This window comes from Shewanella sp. QJM3NY_23, from assembly GCF_056173105.1.
In genome coordinates, this window is sequence record NZ_CM149657.1 from 2,650,216 (window position 1) to 2,671,153 (window position 20,938).

Consider the following 20,938-nt stretch of genomic DNA (forward strand, 5'->3'; position numbering starts at 1 on the left):
TTAAAACAAGCAAGCCCCCCTGAACTCAACTAATAACAAAGAGAACTCATCAAGAAGAATTAAATTGAGCGACAAAAAATAGTAAAGAACAATAAAAACAACTTGAAAATTGATAACTTAACAATAAATAATTTTATGACGGATAAATTAACAATGAGGAAATTAGCAATAAAAACCTGACGATAATGACTTTACCCTCAAAAAAATAACTAACATATAAAACTGTAAATAAAAATCAATACCAAATAAAAAGCCTCATTTAAACAACATTAAAAACCTACAAACCACTAAAATCACATTGTCGCTATTAACATATGTCACCTACCATATGCTAATACCATCAAAACGAATAAGGAGTGTTCGAAAGTTCATAAAAGTGAACATGATAATAATTACGTCAATAGCGTAAAGCTTACAGACATGATTAATCAGAATGAAATCGATGCCCCTTACTAGCGTTAACAAAATCGCCCATTATTGATAACCAAAACAGGTAACAAACATTCCCCCTTATTGGCCACTATCGGCTTATTTACTGGTGTAGAGGTACCATCCGAGGCTGAAGTAAGGTATAACGACGCAATGAAAACTCCCAAACGCATACAACCACTCGTTGATGACGGTCTCGTCGACGAAGTCATCAGTCAATTGATGAGCGGTAAAGAAGCCACTGTCTACATCGTTCGCTGTGGGACAGAGATCCGCTGCGCCAAAGTCTATAAAGAAGCAACTCAACGTAGTTTCAAAAAAGCGGCGCAATATCAAGAAGGTAGAAAGAGTCGAAATAGCCGTCGCAGCCGTGCAATGGAAAAAGGCTCAAGCTATGGACGCGAGCAACAAGAGCAAGCCTGGCAAAATGCCGAGGTTGATGCCCTGTATAAATGTGCCGCCGCCGATATTAGAGTTCCCACTCCCTTTGGCTGTTTCGATGGTGTGTTATTAATGGAACTCATCACGGATGCCAATGGGGATGTGGCGCCGCGTCTCAATGATGTGATGCTAACCCCCGAGCAGGCAATAAAAGATCACGACACCATGATGGGTTACATCACCCGCATGTTGTGTGCTGGCATAGTCCATGGTGATCTATCCGAGTTTAATGTATTACTGGATGCCACAGGTCCTGTGATCATCGACCTGCCCCAAGCAGTTGATGCCTCAGCCAATAATAACGCCAAAGCCATGCTCGCTCGTGATGTTAACAACATGACAGGCTACTACTCTCAATTTGCCCCCGAGCTAAAACAAACCAAATACGCCAAAGAGATGTGGGCCCTGTATGAAAAAGCTAAATTGACCCCTGACACCCAGTTAACCGGTCAATTTGCAGAAGATACCCATACTGCTGACGTCCATTCAGTGCTCGAAGAGATCCAAGCTGCCTTTGAAGAGGAACAAGAAAAACACGAGCGTATAAGAGAAGCTAACGAGCTGTGATGAGGCAAAGTTAAAGAATAAGGCGTTAGTAATAACGCCTTATCTCATCACAGGATCTCCATTAACCCCACCGTAAAAACCATGCTCCAACACAACCAATAGGCTTAACTAATCACGCTTGGCACCAGCCACCAATTCCCGCTGTATATGCTCTGGTACCACATCATAACGACTAAAGCTGACTGAAAATTGCCCATCACCACCAGTAAGCGATTTAAGCCGAGTGGAATAATCATCCACCGTGGCCAGAGGTGCTTCTACTGCCACCTCGACCTTGTTGTTATCGAGTGCTTGCGTGCCACAAATAATGCCGCGATTGGCACTGATATCACCTGTGATATCGCCGACGTGCTCTTGCGCTACTTGCACTTTCATCTCCACTATCGGCTCTAAAATAACCGGACTGGCTGCTTGGACCGCTTCAATAAAAGCCTTTTTGCCGGCCATGACGAAAGCGATCTCTTTCGAGTCAACACTATGATGCTTACCGTCAAGTAGCGACACGCGCACATCTTGCAAAGGGTAACCCGCCAAGACGCCGCTACTCATCGCTTCTTTTACCCCTTTTTCCACCGCCGGAATGTATTGGCTAGGCACGGCGCCACCCACCACTTTACTGACAAATTCAAATCCTGTACCACGGGGCAAGGGCTCAATGGCCAGCATCACTTCACCAAATTGGCCAGAACCACCGGACTGCTTTTTGTGGCGATAACGCGCCTGCGCTGTCGATGTCACGGTTTCACGATAGGCAACGGCGGGCACATCGGTATCCATATCGACATTAAACAGGTCGTGGGCTTTTTCGAGCGCGATTTGCAAATGTAAATCACCTTGCCCTTGCAAAATGGTCTGGCCTTCGGCTTCATTCTTGGCGATCTGTAAACTGGGATCTTCCACCACCAACTTATGCAACACCTCGGCAATTTTTTGTTCATCACCGCGACGCTTGGCCGACACCGCTAGGCCAAAGATAGGCTCAGGCAGATGCAATTCCGGCATGCGAAATTCATCCTCATCATGGCTGTCATGTAAAACCGCCCCCACCATCAATTCATCGACTTTAGACACAGCGCAGATATCACCAGGGATAGCCGAGGTCACTGCGATCTGTTTATCCCCTTGTAACTTAAATAAGTTACTGACTTTGAAAGGTTTGCGCTCATCACCAATAAAGAGCTTCATGCCTAATTGAATCGTACCTTGGTGCACTCTAAACACGCCCATCCGACCAAAGAAAGGATCGATCGCGACCCGAAATACATGAGCAAGTACATGATCATCGGCAGCTTGCGTGACCTCTACAGGCTTAGTTTTGTCGGCAAATCCTTTTAAAAACTGCGGTGGATTGGCTTCCAGCGGATTAGGGCATAGCTTAATGATCAGTTCGAGTAGCTCGGTAATACCGATCTCAGTTTCGGCGCTAGTAAAACAGATAGGCACTAAATGCCCCCGTCGCAATGCCATCTCTAACGGCCCATGCAACTGCTCGGGAGTTAACGTCTCTCCCTGCTCTAAATAGAGTGCCATTAACTCATCATCTTCTTCCAATACCGTATCAATCAGCTCATCACGGGCACTGGCAATATCATGAAATAGCGCTTCACCTTGCAGCTGTGGTTCGGGATGCAGATAACAATCAATCACCTTATCAAGATCTGTATTAGGTAAATTAACCGGTAAACACCCTTGGCCCCACTTAGTTTGAATATCGTCTAACAAGGCAGCAAGTTTATCGCCATTACCATCGATATGATTAATGGCGATGAGTACCACTTTGCCCTGAGCCCTTGCGGCTTCAAAGGCACGTTGGGTGATGGTTTCAATCCCTGTGATGGCGTTAATCACCAACAACACAGTCTCGACGCCTGGCAGAGGTAATAGTGCTCGTCCAAAAAAGTCAGGAAGACCTGGGGTGTCGATAAAGTTGATGTGCTGATTGTCAATGTCGAGATAGAGAAAGGAGGGTTCGAGGCTGTGGCGATGATCTTTTTCTTGGGCAGTGAAATCGGCATGATTTGTGCCCTTATCCACCCTGCCTTTTTGAGGGAACGCTTTACCCTTAAACAGTAATGCCTCGAGCAGTGATGATTTACCTGCCCCCGTGTGTCCGAGCACCGCTAGGTTACGGATCTGCTCCGTCATGAACTCAGCCATATAGGCCTCCTTTTGTTAATGTTATCCCGATACAACCGCGCGATGGTGTGATCATGGGGTACACGCAAAAAGTGGAGACTGCATCGATGCTACTGCCACCCTAATGTGATCATTGCTAACGATTTGTTAACCAGTATAGGCGTCTCAGGCACAGTAACTTTTGATCGAGATCACGGATTGATAAACACTCAAGAGTGATCCATACGGGAGCCTCTCAAGACTGATGTTGAGCGCACATGAGTACGCTAAAACAGTACTCATACGAGACTTTTAAGTCCCAGGTGATTGTGTTGACCGTAAACCTACTGTAGTCTGCTGGCAAATAATGATGAATCATCGATAAATATGTGACCTAGGGTGTCGTTGTTTCGGCATCAGTACGCAAAGATTTGGTGGTTGTCCCAACTGATTATTAATGGAATTTAACTGAGCCTATGGTTGAACCTCAGGATGAAAACCCGCTTGTGATAGATGAAAGGTTACCAGCGCGCCCTGTACGCCTTGAGGCCAGCAGATTAAGTGAGTTAAGCCATAAAAATGCTACGACGACGCCCGAGATGCGCCGCTTCATTCAAGGCTCTGATCTGCCAGTAAGTCAGCTGGCAAAAGTGCTCAATATTAGCGAAGCCACGGTACGCAAGTGGCGTAAACGTGATTCGGTCAATAACACGCCTAATACACCCCATCATCTCAATACCACCTTAACGCCCATGCAAGAGTATGTGGTGGTTGGGCTGCGCTACCAATTAAAGATGCCGCTCGACAGGTTATTAGAGGTGACGCAGCAGTTTATTAACCCTAATGTGTCACGCTCTGGGCTCGCTCGCTGCCTCAAGCGTTATGGTGTTTCCCGTGTTAGCGATATTGAAAGCCCTAACGTGCCTGAGCGCTACTTTAATCAGTTGCCTATCGCTCAGGGGAGCAATATCGCCACTTATACGCTAAACCCTGAAACATTAGCCAATACCTTGGCGCTGCCCAAGGCCGATGGCGACACTGTGGTACAAGTCGCATCATTGACCATTCCGCCACAACTAACCGACTCCACCCCTAGCTCTGTGCTACTGGGTATCGACCCTCACAGTGACTGGATCTATTTAGACATATACCAAGATGGCAATACCCAAGCCACAAGACGCTATATCGCCCACGTATTACAACATGGGCCGTTTCATTTGCGTAAGTTATTAGTACGCAACTATCACCTATTTTTACAGCGATTCCCTGGTGCCAAGCTCACTCATGGCACACACACAGACGCTGACATTCACAACAAGACGCCTGACACTCAGGCATCTACTGGAGACTCATAATGAGCCAGACCGCTAAACCTACAGCCGAACAAGCCGCTGAGCAGCGTGACACACGCCTCAATAAGCGACTGAAAGATATGCCAATTGCCATCGTTGGCATGGCCAGCATCTTTGCCAACTCTCGCTACCTGAACAAGTTTTGGGACTTAATCAGTGAGAAAATTGATGCGATAACGGAAGTGCCAGACACCCATTGGAACAGCGAAGACTACTTTGACACCAATAAGAGTGCGCCCGACAAAAGTTACTGTAAGCGCGGCGGCTTTATGCCAGAAGTCAACTTCAACCCAATGGAGTTTGGCCTACCGCCAAATATCCTCGAGTTAACCGATACCTCGCAGTTATTGTCACTCATCGTCGCCAAAGAAGTCTTAGCCGATGCCAATCTGCCAGCCGATTATGATCGTGACAAAATCGGGATCACCCTTGGGGTCGGCGGCGGTCAAAAGATCAGTCAAAGTCTCAATGCACGCTTGCAATACCCTGTACTTAAAAAAGTATTCAAAAACAGCGGTATCAGCGATGCAGACAGTGAAATGCTGATCAAGAAATTCCAAGACCAGTATATCCACTGGGAAGAGAACTCATTCCCTGGTTCCTTAGGTAACGTGATTGCAGGCCGTATTGCCAACCGTTTCGACCTAGGTGGTATGAACTGTGTTGTCGACGCCGCGTGTGCTGGTTCATTAGCCGCTATGCGTATGGCGCTGAGTGAGCTCGTTGAAGGCCGCTCAGAGATGATGATCACAGGTGGTGTGTGTACCGACAACTCTCCTTCGATGTATATGAGCTTCTCAAAGACCCCCGCCTTTACCACCAATGAAACCATTCAGCCCTTTGATATCGACTCTAAAGGGATGATGATTGGCGAAGGCATCGGCATGATAGCGCTTAAGCGTCTTGAGGATGCGGAGCGTGACGGCGATCGTATCTATTCAGTGATCAAAGGCATAGGTGCATCGTCAGACGGCAAATTTAAGTCTATCTATGCACCGCGCCCTGAAGGTCAAGCTAAGGCACTTAAACGCGCCTATGATGACGCAGGCTTTGCGCCCCACACTCTTGGGCTTATCGAAGCGCACGGCACGGGCACAGCCGCCGGTGATGCGGCCGAATTTAGGGGCTTAAGCTCAGTATTTGCAGAGGACAATGACAGCAAACAACATATCGCGCTGGGTTCGGTAAAATCGCAAATCGGTCACACCAAATCAACCGCGGGAACCGCAGGGTTGATCAAGGCGGCACTAGCGCTGCACCACAAGGTGTTGCCAGCTACCATTAATGTCAGCGAGCCAAATCCAAAACTGGATATCGAAAACTCACCGTTTTACTTAAACACTGAAACTCGCCCTTGGCTGCCTCGTCCCGATGGCACGCCGCGCCGCGCGGGGATCAGCTCATTTGGTTTTGGCGGCACTAACTTCCACTTTGTATTGGAAGAGTACAACAGTGAACATGCGCGTACCGATAGCCAGCTGACCCAATACCGTCAGCGCAGCGTTGCTCAAAGCCTGCTATTTAGTGGCACGAATAACGCTGAGTTAATCGCAAGCCTCAATAGCGCCCTCAGCGCCGCCAACAATGGCACTCGCCTAACCGACATCGCCAGCGGTTATGGTCTACGAAAACTTGAGGCTAATGCCCCGCGCCTAGGCTTGGTCGCTAGCAGCAATGACGAGCTCATTAAGCTGATAAATCAGGCGCTAACCAAGCTGCAATCTAGTGACGAGGCTCACTGGTCACTGCCAGGTGGTATTCATTACCGCGCCGCAGCAATGACAGAGGGTAAAGTGGCCGCCCTCTTTGCAGGGCAAGGCTCACAGTACCTCAATATGGGCCGTGAACTCGCTTGCCACTTCCCAGAGATACGCCAGCAATTTGTACGCGCTGACAAGGTGTTTGATGCCCACAACAAGACACCATTGTCTCAGGTGGTTTACCCAATCCCAGTATTTAACAGTGCAGATCAACAAGCCCAAGCCGCGCTACTGACCAACACAGCTAACGCACAAAGTGCGATTGGTGCCATCTCAATGGGCCAATACGCGTTACTGACCGCCGCAGGTTTTGAAGCTGACATGGTCGCTGGCCACAGCTTTGGTGAACTCAGTGCGCTTTGTGCCGCAGGGGTTATCAGCAGTGACGATTACTACAAGCTCACCTTTGCCCGCGGCGATGCCATGGCGACTAAGCTTGATGACGGTGTGGATAGCGGCGCAATGTATGCCATTATCACCAAAGCTGCCAGTGATCTTGAATTACTTGAATCAACTATCGCCAAATTTGATGGCGTAAAAGTGGCAAACTACAACGCGCCAACTCAGCTAGTGATTGCAGGCCCTACCGCCGCAACTTCAGAGGCAGCAAAAGCCTTAAGTGACATCGGCTTTAAAGCGATCTCACTGCCGGTTTCGGGTGCGTTCCATACGCCATTGGTTGGCCATGCTCAAGCTCCGTTTGCTAAGGCTATCGATGCGGCGAAATTCACTAAGCCACAACGCCCGATCTACTCAAATGCCACAGGCCAACAGTATAACTCGGCCGCGAAGACCATTAAGAGCGAGTTTAAGCAACATATGCTGCAATCGGTTCGTTTTAGCGAGCAGTTGCAAGCCATGTATGATGCGGGTGCCCGTGTATTTGTTGAGTTCGGTCCTAAAAACATCTTACAAAAATTGGTTGAAAACACCCTTAGCGACAAGATGAGCGAACTGTGCACTGTCAGCATCAACCCAAATCCTAAAGGCAATAGCGATCTGCAACTGCGTCAAGCGGCAGTTCAACTAGCTGTTAATGGTATTGCATTAGAAAACCTCGATCCTTATGCGGCGCCAATAGCGGCCGAAGAGCAGCCATCGGCAATGAACATCAAGCTGACAGCGACCAATCATATTAGCCCAGCAACTCAGGCTAAGATGGCCAAATCGTTACAGACAGGTGCGATCTCGAGTCAAATAGTTGAAAAATTAGTTGAAGTTGAGAAAGTGGTCGAAGTCGAGAAAATTGTAGAAGTAGAGAAGATTGTAGAAGTAGAGAAGATTGTGGAAGTTGAGAAAGTTGTGGAAAAAGTCGTAGAAAACAACGGCGCGGTAAACCGTTCGCCTGTAAACAATACCCCAGCACAAGCGGCTGCGCCCAAAATGGCTACCACCATGGCCACGCCAGTGAGCAACGATGCCCTAAGCCAGTTCTTTGCAGCCCAAAGCCAAGCGGCGGCATTGCATCAGCAGTTCCTGTCAATTCCTCAGCAATATGGTGAAACCTTCACTAGCTTGATGACCGCGCAAGCACAGATGGCAGCCTCTGGAATGACTATTCCAGAAAGTCTGCAACGCTCAATGGAGCAGTTCCACCAGCATCAGGCGCAAACGCTGCAAAGCCATACACAGTTCCTTGAACTGCAAGCACAAAGCAGTACTGCTGCGCTTGAACTGTTAAATCATGGTGCAATCGCTACAACTCCGCCAGCGCCAGTACAAGCAGCGCCAACCCAGTCAGCCCCAGTCGTTACCGCTGCACCATTGGCTAGCACTGCGGCAACCTCAATGACAAAGGCTGCACCTACCGTTGCCCCTGCGGTAGCACCAAAAGCTGTAGCGCCTGTCGTGGCAGTTACTGCACCAGCCGTTATAACGCCAGTTGTTGCAAGCCCAGTCGTTGAACCAGCGCCAAGCAACGCGCTTTCTGCTGATAAAGTGCAAGCGACCATGATGTCGGTAGTGGCTGAAAAAACCGGTTACCCAACCGAGATGCTTGAACTTGAGATGGATATGGAAGCCGACTTAGGCATCGACTCTATCAAGCGCGTTGAAATTTTAGGCACAGTGCAAGATGAGCTACCAGGTTTGCCAGAGCTCAGCCCAGAAGACTTAGCTGAGTGTCGCACCTTAGGTGAAATCGTTGCTTACATGAACAGTAAACTGCCAGCCGTTGGCAGTGCACCCGTTACAACAAGCGCGTCGGCTCCAAGCGGTCTAACTAACGAGCAAGTGCATAGCACCATGATGAACGTGGTAGCCGAGAAAACCGGTTACCCAACTGAGATGCTTGAGCTTGAGATGGATATGGAAGCCGACTTAGGCATCGACTCTATCAAGCGCGTCGAAATTTTAGGCACAGTGCAAGATGAGCTACCAGGTTTACCAGAGCTCAGCCCAGAAGACTTAGCCGAGTGTCGCACCTTAGGTGAAATCGTTGCTTACATGAACAGCAAGTTACCAGCGACAGCCGCTGCGCCCGTTGCTGCAAATGCGCCAGCTGCCCTCACTCCTGCCACGACTGCTGCGCCTGTTCAAAGCGGTCTGACTAACGCGCAAGTGCAGAGCACCATGATGAGTGTGGTGGCCGAGAAAACCGGTTACCCAACTGAGATGCTTGAACTTGAGATGGATATGGAAGCCGACTTAGGCATCGACTCTATCAAGCGCGTGGAAATTTTAGGCACAGTGCAAGATGAGCTACCAGGTTTGCCAGAGCTAAATCCTGAAGACTTAGCCGAGTGTCGCACCTTAGGTGAAATTGTTAGCTACATGAACAGCAAACTGCCAGTGGTTGCCACTGCGCCAGTGGCCGCAAACGCACCAGTCGCTAATACAGCGACTCAAAGCGGCCTGACTAACGCGCAAGTGCAGAGCACCATGATGAGTGTGGTGGCCGAAAAAACCGGTTACCCCACTGAGATGCTTGAACTGAGCATGGATATGGAAGCCGACTTAGGCATCGACTCTATCAAGCGCGTGGAAATTTTAGGCACAGTGCAAGATGAGCTACCGGGTTTGCCAGAGCTAAATCCTGAAGACTTAGCCGAGTGTCGCACCTTAGGTGAAATTGTTAGCTACATGAACAGTAAGCTACCAGCGGTTGCCACGGCGCCAGTTGCAGTAAACGCACAGGTAAATGTCGAGCCAGCTACTCAAAGCGGCCTGACTAACGCGCAAGTGCAGAGCACCATGATGAACGTGGTCGCCGAGAAAACCGGTTACCCAACAGAGATGCTCGCCCTCGAGATGGATATGGAAGCCGACTTAGGCATCGACTCTATCAAGCGCGTGGAAATTTTAGGCACAGTGCAAGATGAGCTACCGGGTTTGCCAGAGCTAAATCCTGAAGACTTGGCCGAGTGTCGCACCTTAGGTGAAATCGTTAACTATATGAACAGCAAACTACCCGCTGAAGGCTCTATGAACAGCAAACTCGGCGCTGCATCGTCAGCCGCTGCGCCTGTAATGTCAGAGCCCTTAAATGACAAGCCTGCTGCGATCTCAAGTGAGCCCAGTGTTGAACTGCCACCTCATAGCGAGGTAGCGCTAAAAAAGCTTGATGCGGCGGAGTTAGTTAATAACTGTTTCGCCGCTAACACCAACATTGTGCTCAAGGATGATGGTCACAATGCGGGTGTACTCGCCGAGAAACTGGTTAAACAGGGCTTACGAGTTGCCGTTGTGCGTTTACCAAAAGGTCAACCACAGTCACCGCTAAACAGTGATATCAAAAGCTTTCAAGCTAACAGTGCCGATGAAACTGGCATCGCAGCCGTGATCAAGCAGATTGAACAGCAGCTAGGCGTTATCGGTGGCTTTATTCACTTGCAGCCGCAACAGGCGCAAGTAGCGAATAATAACGGCGTGCAACTTAGCGACGACAGTTTCAATCACTTGAGCCAAGCCTTCCTGTGGGCCAAACTGTTGCAACCAAAATTAACCCAGGACACAGGCGCGCGACGTGCGTTCATCACAGTGAGTCGCATCGACGGTGGCTTCGGTTATTTAGACGCTGAGCAGCTAAAAACCGCAGAGCTTAACCAAGCAGCACTGGCTGGGCTCACTAAGACCTTAAGCCACGAGTGGCCAAGCGTATTTTGCCGTGCATTAGATATCGCACCGACGCTGGATGCCAGTCGTTTAAGTGATGCCATCGCTAACGAATTATTTGATAGCAATGCCACGCGCAGCGAAGTGGGTTTAAGCCTGAATGATCAAGGTAACGTGCAGCGCACAGCCTTAATTGCAGGCGATGCGAACGTAAAAACAGCGAAAAGCGACCTAAACAGCGCAGATAAAATACTGGTGACCGGGGGAGCAAAAGGCGTGACCTTTGAGTGTGCCCTAGCCCTAGCTAAGCGTTGTCAGTCACACTTTATCTTAGCCGGTCGTAGCCAACATGTGAGCCTCAATAACCTGCCAAGCTGGGCGCAAGGTAAAGCTGCAAGCGAGCTCAAGTCAGCGGCCATTGCCCACATCATTGCCTCGGGTGAGAAACCAACGCCTAAACAAGTGGATGCACTCGTGTGGCCAGTGCAGAGCAGCCTAGAGATCAATGCGGCACTGGATGCGTTTAACGCAGTAGGCGCTAGCGCCGAATACATCTGTATGGATGTTAGCAATGCTGATTCGGTAAATGGTGCGCTGAGCGCCATTACCCAAATAACGCCAATCACAGGTCTTATCCATGGCGCTGGCGTTTTGGCTGACAAACATATTCAAGACAAAACCTTAGATGAACTGGCACGGGTTTATGGCACCAAGGTCAACGGCCTTAAGGCGCTACTTTCTGTCATCGATACCAGCCAGTTAAAACTGGTTGCCATGTTCTCATCGGCAGCGGGTTTCTATGGCAATACCGGCCAAAGCGACTACGCCATGTCGAACGACATTTTGAACAAAGCGGCACTGCAGCTCTCAGCTAAGCACCCTAACGCTAAAGTGATGAGCTTTAACTGGGGACCTTGGGACGGCGGTATGGTTAACCCAGCGCTGAAAAAGATGTTTACTGACCGAGGCGTGTATGTGATCCCACTGCAAGCAGGCGCTGAGCTATTTGCGACCCAACTACTCACAGAGAGTGGCGTACAACTGCTCGTTGGCACCGATATGCAGGGCAACAGCAAAAGTGACACAACCGCTAAGGAAGCGACGGTAAAAAAGCCTAATGCGGGTGAGGTGCAACCTGCACAGCGCCCGCAGCGTGACGTCACAACATTGACTGAAGTGACACTTAAGCGAGTGCTAAAACCTGATGCATTGACCTTTGTTCAAGATCACCGCATTGGTGGCAATCCCGTATTGCCTACCGTTTGCGCTATCCAATGGATGCGCGAAGCGGCGCTTGAACAGTATGGGCTAACGCTCATGGTGCAAGACTATAAGTTGCTCAAAGGCATAGTGTTCGATTCAAGTGATAGTCAAACCTTAGTGATGAGCTTAACCCCGCAATATGAAGCGGGTGCACTCAAAGGCATTAAGGCGTTGATCAGCTGTGAAGGGCGGCCTCAGTACCAAGCACGCTTGGTAAAAATAGGCGACATGCAACATAGCACTAAGCAGTTTGATGAACTTAGCCTAGTCACGCCAGTGACCGACAAAGCTGCGCTTTACACCGACGGTACCCTATTTCATGGCCCGCGTTTACAAGGCTTAGATAAGGTACTGCGCTTTAGTGAGCAAGGCTTAGTGGTGAGCTGCAAGCTACCTACTGTCGACCAACAAGATTGTGGTGATTTCGCCCCAAGTTTGGTCGCTAAAGGATGTCAGCCATTTGCGGAAGATCTGTTACTGCAAGCGATGCTAGTGTGGGCAAGGTTAACCTATGGCGCGGCCAGCCTACCCTCGACCATTGGCGAGTTCGTCAGTGTGCAACCTATGGGCTTTGGCGAGCAGGGTTATATCGAACTAACAGTTGTAAAAACCAGTGGTCGACAGCTCGTCGCCAATGTCGCCCTATATCATCAAAATGGTGAATTCAGCTGCGCGATGACATCAGCCAAAGTGACCATTAGTAAAAACCTAAATAGTGCATTTGTTAACGACCAACACATTAAAGAGGATCATGCATAGTGGCACTCGATAATGGCGCACTCAATAATGGGAGCGTAACCCAAAGTGATAGTGAGCTAAACCAAGATGAGGCGACGCCACTGCGCGTCGCCGCGCTCGTGCTTAATAAAGGTGATGCATCGCTCAATGGGCTAAGTGATGAGTTAGCTAATGACTCACCACTAGTGATTGAACTAGCCCAGTTCACAACAGATCTTGAGATGGCACTCAATCTTGTGGCCGCAGGCGAAGTCGTCACCATTGAATCGAAACAAAGCACCTTGTTATTAATGCCCGCGCTCATGGCCGCCCAGCGTAAGTTGCATCCGCACGCGTACCTCGCAGGGATGCAATACGACCAAACGGCTCAAGGCGCATCGGTTAAAGCCCTAGGGCAAGCAAAGCGCGATTTGGCAAAGGTTAACTGTCAGCGTAGCCTCGTTATTGATAGTGAGCAAAGGCATCGGCAGCTCGATAACAGCCAAGTGGCATTTGACGCACTTTGCCAACTGATTAACGATATTGCCCAGCGCACCATCACCCGTGACGATAACTCCCGCCATTACTGGTTTACTGAGCGTTATCAAGCACGGGTTGCCACATTAAATTTGCAGCTTAAACCTGAAAATGAGCCAATGAGCCATGTCACCATGGTACTCACCCAAGGTACTGGGCGCTTAAAGGCAAGATCCTTGCTGAATGCTGATCGCTTATTCTTCATAATTTCTGGCACCAGTGAAGCTGAGTTAAACCAAGGCTTATGGGCGCTAGCGGCTAAACTAGATAGCATTAAGATGATGGCTGATGACTCAAAAATGAGCTCAGCTTTGCTGGCGTTAATGCAGCAAAATTTACATCAGTTTGAGCTAAGCACCAGCCCACGTTTTGCGCTGACACTGCAAGCAAGCAACATCGAATCGCTAGCACAAGAGATAGCCTCGATGAGTGATGCGCTCAGCCGTGTGTTTAAAGAAAAGGGGCAATATAAAACCCCAGCCGGCAGCTATTTTACTGCGGCGCCCCTTGGACAATCGCATCTGGCCTTTGTTTATCCCGGTGTTGGCACTGTCTATCACGACATGCTCAGCGAACTGCATCACTATTTCCCTGCGCTATTTGCCCGCTTGGAGCAGCAAGGCGATCTCAAAGCCATGCTGCAGGCTGATGCGATCTATCATAGCGACAAACAGGTGACGGAGCAGATGTCACTGGGCGATATGGCGATTGCTGGCGTAGGGGCGAGTTATCTGCTGAGCAAACTATTGATGGATGAGTTTGATGTTAAGCCACAATATGCCCTAGGTTACTCCATGGGAGAAGCCTCCATGTGGGCTAGCCTCGATGTATGGCAACAGCCTCATCTATTGATCGATAAAACCAAAAGCGATCCGCTATTTACCTCAGTAATATCGGGTGATCTCACCGCGGTGCGTCAAGCATGGCAACTTACCCTTGATGAGCCGATTGAGTGGAACAGCTTTGTGGTGCGCAGTGCGCCTGAGCCAATAACCACTCTGCTCGACCGTTACCCTAGGGTTTACTTGGCCATTACCCAAGGTGATACCTGCGTGATTGCGGGCTGTCAGCATAGCTGCCAAGAGCTGCTTAAGGAGCTAGGTAAACGCGGCATTGCTGCCAATCGTGTCACTGCGATGCACACTTCACCTGCGCTCAGTCAGCATGACAATGTGATCGCTTTTTATGAGCAAAATATCATGGCTGAAGCGGTTAATCACCCGGTGACATTTATCAGCGCCGCCGATACTGGCAAAGGGATAGACAGAGGCGTTGGCGATCAGCAGGGGCAGTTGAGTCCAAAGCTTATTGCGACATCGATTGCCGATACCTTCTGCCATAGCTTAGATTTTACCGCCCTCGTCCAGAGCGCTACGCGCCAAGGCGCAAGGCTCTTTGTCGAGATCGGTGCCGATCGGCAAAACTGCACGCTTATCGACAAAATATTGAAAAACAGCGATAGAGAGCAACGGCTCGATAATCTGTTATCCCCATCGGCAAACCATACATCTCAATGCTGCACCGTACCGCTAAACGCCAAAGGGAGTAGCGATATCGCGACTCTGCTTAAGGCGATCGGACAGTTGATCAGCCATCGTGTCCCCGTCAGCCTAACGGTGCTGCAACTGGGACTCAAGCGTCAATTAGCACTGCATCAGCAGCTAAACAGCACTGATGACGCCAATACCTTATCAAGAGGGGAAGCTTAATGCCTTCAAACGAAGTGCCTTCTCAAATGTCTGCGCCAACACCTAAAAGAGCGACTAAGATCGCTATCGTCGGACTGGCCACACTGTATCCCGATGCCAAAACGCCAGATCAATTTTGGCAAAACTTGCTCGATAAACGCGACTCAAGAACCATTCTCAGCAATGAGAAACTGGGCGCTAACAGCGCTGACTACCAAGGCGTTCAGGGGCAATCTGACCGATTTTATTGCGATAAAGGCGGCTATATCGAAGACTTTAGCTTCGATACCACAGGCTACCAACTGCCTAGCGAACAACTAAATGGCTTAGACGATAGTTTCAAATGGGCACTCGATACCAGCCGCAAAGCGCTGCTCGATGCTGGCGTAGCGTTAGACTCGGCTATTCTTTCGCGTACAGGCATTATCATGGGGACGCTCTCCTTCCCCACCGCCAAATCGAACGAACTGTTTCTACCGCTGTACCACAATGTGGTCGAAAAGGCGCTGCAAACCAAGTTGGATAGCCGCGATTTTCGCTTGCAGCCCTTTAACGGACAAACCCAGCACTCACCATCAATCGATTGTGCCAACGGCGCTATTGCCCACAACGCCTCAAAGGTTGTGGCCGATGCGCTGGGGCTCGGTCGCGTGCAACTAAGCCTAGATGCGGCCTGCGCCAGCTCAGTCTACTCGCTAAAATTGGCCTGTGATTACTTAGCCACGGGCAAAGCCGATTTAATGCTGGCAGGCGCCGTATCGGGCGCCGATCCTTTCTTTATCAATATGGGCTTCTCCATTTTCCATGCCTACCCAGATCATGGGTTTTCAGCCCCCTTTGATAAAAACAGTAAAGGCTTGTTCGCCGGTGAAGGTGCTGGCGTACTCGCGCTCAAACGACTCGACGATGCCGAGCGCGATGGCGACAAAATTTACGCCGTGGTTAGCGGCATTGGCCTGTCTAACGATGGTAAAGGCCAGTTTGTATTAAGCCCCAACAGCAAAGGGCAAGTTAAGGCCTTTGAACGCGCCTATCGTGACAGCGATATTGAGCCAGAAAACATCGAAGTCATCGAATGTCATGCCACCGGCACACCACTAGGCGATAAGGTTGAACTCGCCTCGATGGAGCAGTTTTTTGCCCCAAGGCTTAACGGCTCGGCCGTACCTATGATTGGCTCGGCAAAATCTAACTTAGGCCACCTACTCACGGCTGCTGGCATGCCTGGGATCATGAAGATGATCTTTGCCATGCGCCAAGGTGTATTGCCACCCAGTATCAATATCAGTGAGGCAATCGGCTCGCCAAATGGTCTGTTTGGCTCTCATACTTTGCCAAATCAAGTCACCCCTTGGCCGGTAAAAGCCAATAATCAAACCCGCCTTGCTGGCGTGTCGGTATTTGGTTTTGGTGGTTGTAATGCTCACCTGTTATTAGAGTCTTACGAGCCTTCTCCTTACGTGCCTTCGCCTCAAGCGGCAACTCAGGCTGCAGACATAACCCCAAGTCAAACACAGATCTGTAGCAATGGCTCCAGCCCCCAATTTGCCATCAGCGGTATCGCCGCTCACTTTGGCCCATTAAGCACCATCAATGCACTTAATGACTTTGTTACCCAAGGTAAAAACGCCTTTATCGAGCTCCCCACCAAGCGCTGGAAGGGGTTAGATAAACACCCCGAGCAACTGGCTAAGCTTGGGTTACATGGAGTACCACAAGGGGCTTATGTCGACAGTTTTGAGCTGGACTTTTTACGCTTTAAACTGCCGCCGAATGAAGATGATCGCTTAATTTGTCAGCAACTGATGTTGATGAAAGTGACCGATGAAGCCATTCGCGACGCCAAGCTAAAACCCGGTCAAAAAGTGGCGGTGTTAGTGGCGATGGAGACAGAGCTCGAACTGCACCAGTTCCGCGGCCGCGTCAATCTGCATACTCAATTGAAACAGAGCCTAGATACCATGGGCGTGACACTCACAGACAGTGAATATCAAGCCCTTGAAACCATCGCCATGGATAGCGTCCTCGATGCCGCCAAGCTCAACCAGTACACCAGCTTTATTGGCAACATCATGGCGTCGCGTATCGCTTCCCTGTGGGACTTTAACGGCCCAGCCTTCACCATCTCAGCCGGTGAGCAATCGGTGAGCCGCGCACTCGATGTGGCCGAAAATATGATGGTGCAAGAACAGCTCGATGCCGTGGTGATTGCCGCGGTCGACTTGTCTGGCAGCATTGAGCAGGTGATGCTTAAAAATGCCATAGCGCCAATGGCTGCTACATCAAACGAAGCAGGTTGGAGACTGGCTGAAGGCGCGGGTGCTTTAGTACTCGAACCGCTTAATCAAGTCGACCAAAGCCAAGCCCGTCAAGCCCAAGCTAGACAGAGTTATGCCACCATTGAGAGTTTAAACTTTGGCGCTACCAGCACGGTTAGCCGTATTATTGATGAGCTACTCACGCTCACTGGGACTCATGGCGAGCAGATAAGCTTAGTCGAGCAGAGCATAGCGCCAGGCAGCGCACTGACGTCAAGCCAGTTGCAACAGGCTTTACCCTTAACCCATGCGCGTTTTGAGCAGGGTCAGCAGCAACTTGGACACAGCTTTGCCGCTGCAGGCATGACCAGCCTTATCTATGGACTGTTGCGCCTCAATCAACAATGCAGCCAACAAAGCAATCAACAAAGTGCGCAAGGCGCAAGCCAACATGCTGTGATAGCCAACGTCAGCGAAAATCAGTGCGCCCTCACCCATCTCAGTCAAAGTGCTGCCCAGCGCAGTGCCCTGACTCAACGCTTGGCCCACACTTTAGGCACCCACACTGAGCGCAGCTTAGTGAAAGAGGTCCGTTTAGGTGGCCGTGATATCTATGCTCATATTGTCGACGCGCCACTGCCAGCGCTTGAGACCATTAAAGCCAAAGTGGCCGCAGCGCATGGCGCGCCGGTAAGCGAAAGTGCTCCTGCGCTGATCAGCTATCCACTGCCACATGGTGAACCGTCAGCGAATAAACCCTCTTCTACCACAGCGCCATCATCGGCCCAGATTGCAGCAGCAATAGGTACACAGAACATAATGACAAGCAAAACACCCAGCGCATTTGATGCGAGCCACTTAAACCTGCCCCAAGGGGAGTTAGCGGCATTTCAGCATAACCAACAGCTCGCGCAGCAGGCCCATCTTGCCTTCCTTAAGAGCCGTGAAACCGGCCTAAAAGTGGCTGATCAACTGCTCAAGCAGCAGCTTGCTCAAGCCATAGGTACAGCGCCGACTCAGTCGCAAGCTCGGACTCAAGAGCCGTCTCAAGTGCTGGCAGCGACGCCTCAAACTATGACTCAGGCACCCCTTAAGCCACAGCATGACCAAGTCGAGCCTTACCGCGCCCCTGTGCCAGCACACAAGCCATGCATCTGGGATTACCATGATTTAGTCGAGTATGCCGAAGGCGATATTGCCAAAGTATTTGGCCCAGAATATGCCCCTATCGATAACTATTCGCGCCGCGTTCGCCTACCGACCACCGACTATCTGTTGGTGTCGCGGGTGACGAAACTCGACGCCAACATTAATGAATACAAGCCAAGTTCAATGACCACTGAGTATGACATCCCAGAGGATGCCCCTTACTTAGTCGATGGCCAAATTCCTTGGGCGGTTGCGGTTGAATCGGGTCAATGCGACTTAATGTTGATAAGCTACTTAGGCATTGATTTTGAAAACAAAGGCGAGCGCGTCTACCGCCTACTCGACTGTACGCTCACCTTCTTAGGCGATCTGCCTCGGGGCGGTGACACATTAAGATACGATATTAAGATCAACCACTACGCCCGTAACGGCGATACCCTGTTGTTCTTCTTCTCTTATGAATGTTTCGTTGGCGATACCATGATCCTCAAGATGGACGGGGGTTGTGCGGGTTTCTTTACCGATGCAGAGCTGGCAGACGGCAAAGGCGTCATCCGCACTGAAGATGAGATCAAAGCCCGCAACAACGCTATCAAGCAGCGCTTTAATCCGTTACTGGATTGCCCTCAAACTCAGTTCGATTACGGCGCGATCCATAAGCTATTATCGGCCGACATTGCAGGCTGCTTCGGCCCGTCACACACAGGTCATCCTCAACCGTCACTGTGTTTTGCCTCTGAGAAGTTCTTGATGATCGAGCAAGTCAGTAAGGTCGACAGAACGGGCGGCGCATGGGGGCTCGGGTTGATTGAAGGTCATAAGCAACTTGAACCTAATCATTGGTACTTCCCTTGTCATTTTAAAGATGATCAAGTGATGGCAGGCTCTTTGATGGCCGAAGGCTGTGGCCAGTTACTGCAGTTCTATATGCTGCACTTAGGCATGCACACCCAGACGAAAAATGGTCGTTTCCAACCACTTGAAAATGCCTCACAAAAGGTACGTTGCCGTGGTCAGGTTATTCCGCAGTCGGCCCAGCTCACCTACCGTATGGAAGTGACCGAAATTGGTTTCAGCCCGCGCCCTTATGCCAAAGCCAACATCGACATATTGCTTAATGGCAAAGTGGTGGTGGATTTCCAAAATCTTGGCGTGATGATCAAAGAGGAAGATGAGTGCACCCGCTATAACGCCCCATTGACGCTTAGCAATGCCGTGCTGGTTGACTCAGCAAGTGCTAAAAAGGGCTATCAAGGTGCGTCCATTAACGCCCCCTTGATGGCACAAGTGCCTGATTTGAGCGCCGCGCCTAACAAAGGCGTGATCCCGCTGTCACATGTAGAGGCACCACTCACACCTGATTATCCCAATCGCGTGCCTGACACAGTCCCGTTTACGCCGTACCACCTATTTGAATTTGCCACAGGCAATATTGAAAACTGCTTTGGCTCTGAGTTTTCAATTTATCGCGGAATGATCCCGCCACGTACCCCGTGCGGCGATCTGCAGTTAACCACCCGCGTAGTAGAAGTTAACGGTAAACGTGGGGAATTTAAAAAGCCGTCAAGCTGTATTGCCGAATATGAAGTGCCAACGGATGCGTGGTATTTCGATAAGAATAGCCACCATGCTGTCATGCCTTATTCGGTGCTGATGGAGATCTCTTTGCAGCCTAATGGCTTCATCTCTGGTTACATGGGCACCACATTAGGCTTTCCGGGGCTTGAGCTGTTTTTCCGCAACCTAGATGGTAGTGGCGAACTGCTGCGCGATGTCGACCTACGCGGTAAAACCATTGTCAACGACTCGCGTCTGTTGTCGACGGTGATGGCTGGCACCAACATCATTCAAAGCTTTAGTTTTGAGCTGAGCACCGACGGTGAGCCCTTCTATCGCGGCACCGCAGTATTTGGCTACTTCAAAGGCGATGCGCTTAAAGACCAGCTGGGCTTAGACAATGGCAAAGTGACTCAGCCTTGGCATGTGGCCAAAGGCATTAGTGCCGACACCAAAGTGAATTTGTTAGATAAAGCTGGGCGCCACTTTAATGCGCCGGCCAATCAGCCTCACTATCGCCTTGCTGGCGGACAACTCAACTTTATCGATAGCGTCGAGATTGTCGATAACGGCGGCACCGAAGGCTTAGGCTATCTCTATGCTGAGCGCACTATCGATCCTAGCGACTGGTTCTTCCAGTTCCATTTCCACCAAGATCCTGTGATGCCAGGTTCGTTAGGCGTTGAAGCCATTATCGAAACCATGCAAACTTACGCCATCAGTAAAGATTTGGGCGCTGGATTTAAAAACCCTAAGTTTGGCCAGATTTTGTCAAACATTAAGTGGAAATATCGCGGTCAGATCAACCCACTCAATAAGCAGATGTCGATGGATGTCAGTATTACCTCGATAAAAGATAAAGGTGGCAAGAAGGTGATCACGGGTAACGCAAGCCTGAGTAAAGACGGGCTGCGTATCTACGAAGTCACCGACATTGCTATCTGTATCGAAGAAGCCTTGTAAAAAATAGATCACTTGAGGTATTTGGCCACCCGCCAATACCTCAAGTTAGACAATCGAATAAAGCATAAAAAATGATAAGGGTCTTATTT

6 protein-coding genes are annotated in these 20,938 nt (G+C 49.9%); 5 read left to right on the top strand and 1 reads right to left on the bottom strand.

Annotated features, from left to right (window positions below; genetic code table 11):
- Positions 1 to 582: 582 nt before the first annotated feature.
- Entirely contained in the window at positions 583 to 1,437 is an 855-nt protein-coding gene (locus tag AC0VXX_RS11845; RefSeq protein WP_475514406.1) for a PA4780 family RIO1-like protein kinase, read from the top strand.
- Between the two features lie 108 nt (positions 1,438 to 1,545).
- On the opposite strand, the gene fusA is transcribed toward AC0VXX_RS11845, so the two are convergent.
- Positions 1,546 to 3,594, bottom strand: coding sequence for an elongation factor G (gene fusA, locus AC0VXX_RS11850; protein ID WP_475514407.1), 2,049 nt, complete (start codon positions 3,592 to 3,594; stop codon positions 1,546 to 1,548).
- 434 nt (positions 3,595 to 4,028) lie between these two features.
- Here fusA and AC0VXX_RS11855 point away from each other — a divergent pair, with 434 nt between their 5' ends.
- Genes AC0VXX_RS11855 through AC0VXX_RS11870 form a run of 4 tightly spaced genes read left to right on the top strand, consistent with a single transcriptional unit; the run spans position 4,029 to position 20,849 of the window.
- Entirely contained in the window at positions 4,029 to 4,907 is an 879-nt protein-coding gene (locus AC0VXX_RS11855) for a transposase family protein (protein WP_475514408.1), read from the top strand.
- The gene (locus AC0VXX_RS11860; protein ID WP_475514409.1) at positions 4,907 to 12,739 is read left to right on the top strand and encodes an SDR family NAD(P)-dependent oxidoreductase; all 7,833 of its coding nucleotides are present in this window, start codon (positions 4,907 to 4,909) and stop codon (positions 12,737 to 12,739) included. The genes AC0VXX_RS11855 and AC0VXX_RS11860 overlap by 1 nt, the downstream gene beginning before the upstream one ends.
- A complete protein-coding gene (locus AC0VXX_RS11865; protein WP_475514410.1) occupies positions 12,739 to 14,943 on the top strand; it encodes a PfaB family protein in 2,205 nt (734 codons plus the stop codon). Before AC0VXX_RS11860 ends, AC0VXX_RS11865 begins: the two co-directional genes overlap by 1 nt.
- Positions 14,943 to 20,849, top strand: coding sequence for a hotdog fold thioesterase (locus tag AC0VXX_RS11870; protein ID WP_475514411.1), 5,907 nt, complete (start codon positions 14,943 to 14,945; stop codon positions 20,847 to 20,849). The genes AC0VXX_RS11865 and AC0VXX_RS11870 overlap by 1 nt, the downstream gene beginning before the upstream one ends.
- Positions 20,850 to 20,938: the final 89 nt, after the last annotated feature.

What these genes read in the sequence shown, in the direction of transcription:
- AC0VXX_RS11845 (WP_475514406.1), top strand. Translation starts at nt 583, where the DNA reads ATGAAAACTCCCAAACGCATACAACCACTCGTTGATGACGGTCTCGTC.
- fusA (WP_475514407.1), bottom strand. Translation starts at nt 3,594, where the DNA reads ATGGCTGAGTTCATGACGGAGCAGATCCGTAACCTAGCGGTGCTCGGA.
- AC0VXX_RS11855 (WP_475514408.1), top strand. Translation starts at nt 4,029, where the DNA reads ATGGTTGAACCTCAGGATGAAAACCCGCTTGTGATAGATGAAAGGTTA.
- AC0VXX_RS11860 (WP_475514409.1), top strand. Translation starts at nt 4,907, where the DNA reads ATGAGCCAGACCGCTAAACCTACAGCCGAACAAGCCGCTGAGCAGCGT.
- AC0VXX_RS11870 (WP_475514411.1), top strand. Translation starts at nt 14,943, where the DNA reads ATGCCTTCAAACGAAGTGCCTTCTCAAATGTCTGCGCCAACACCTAAA.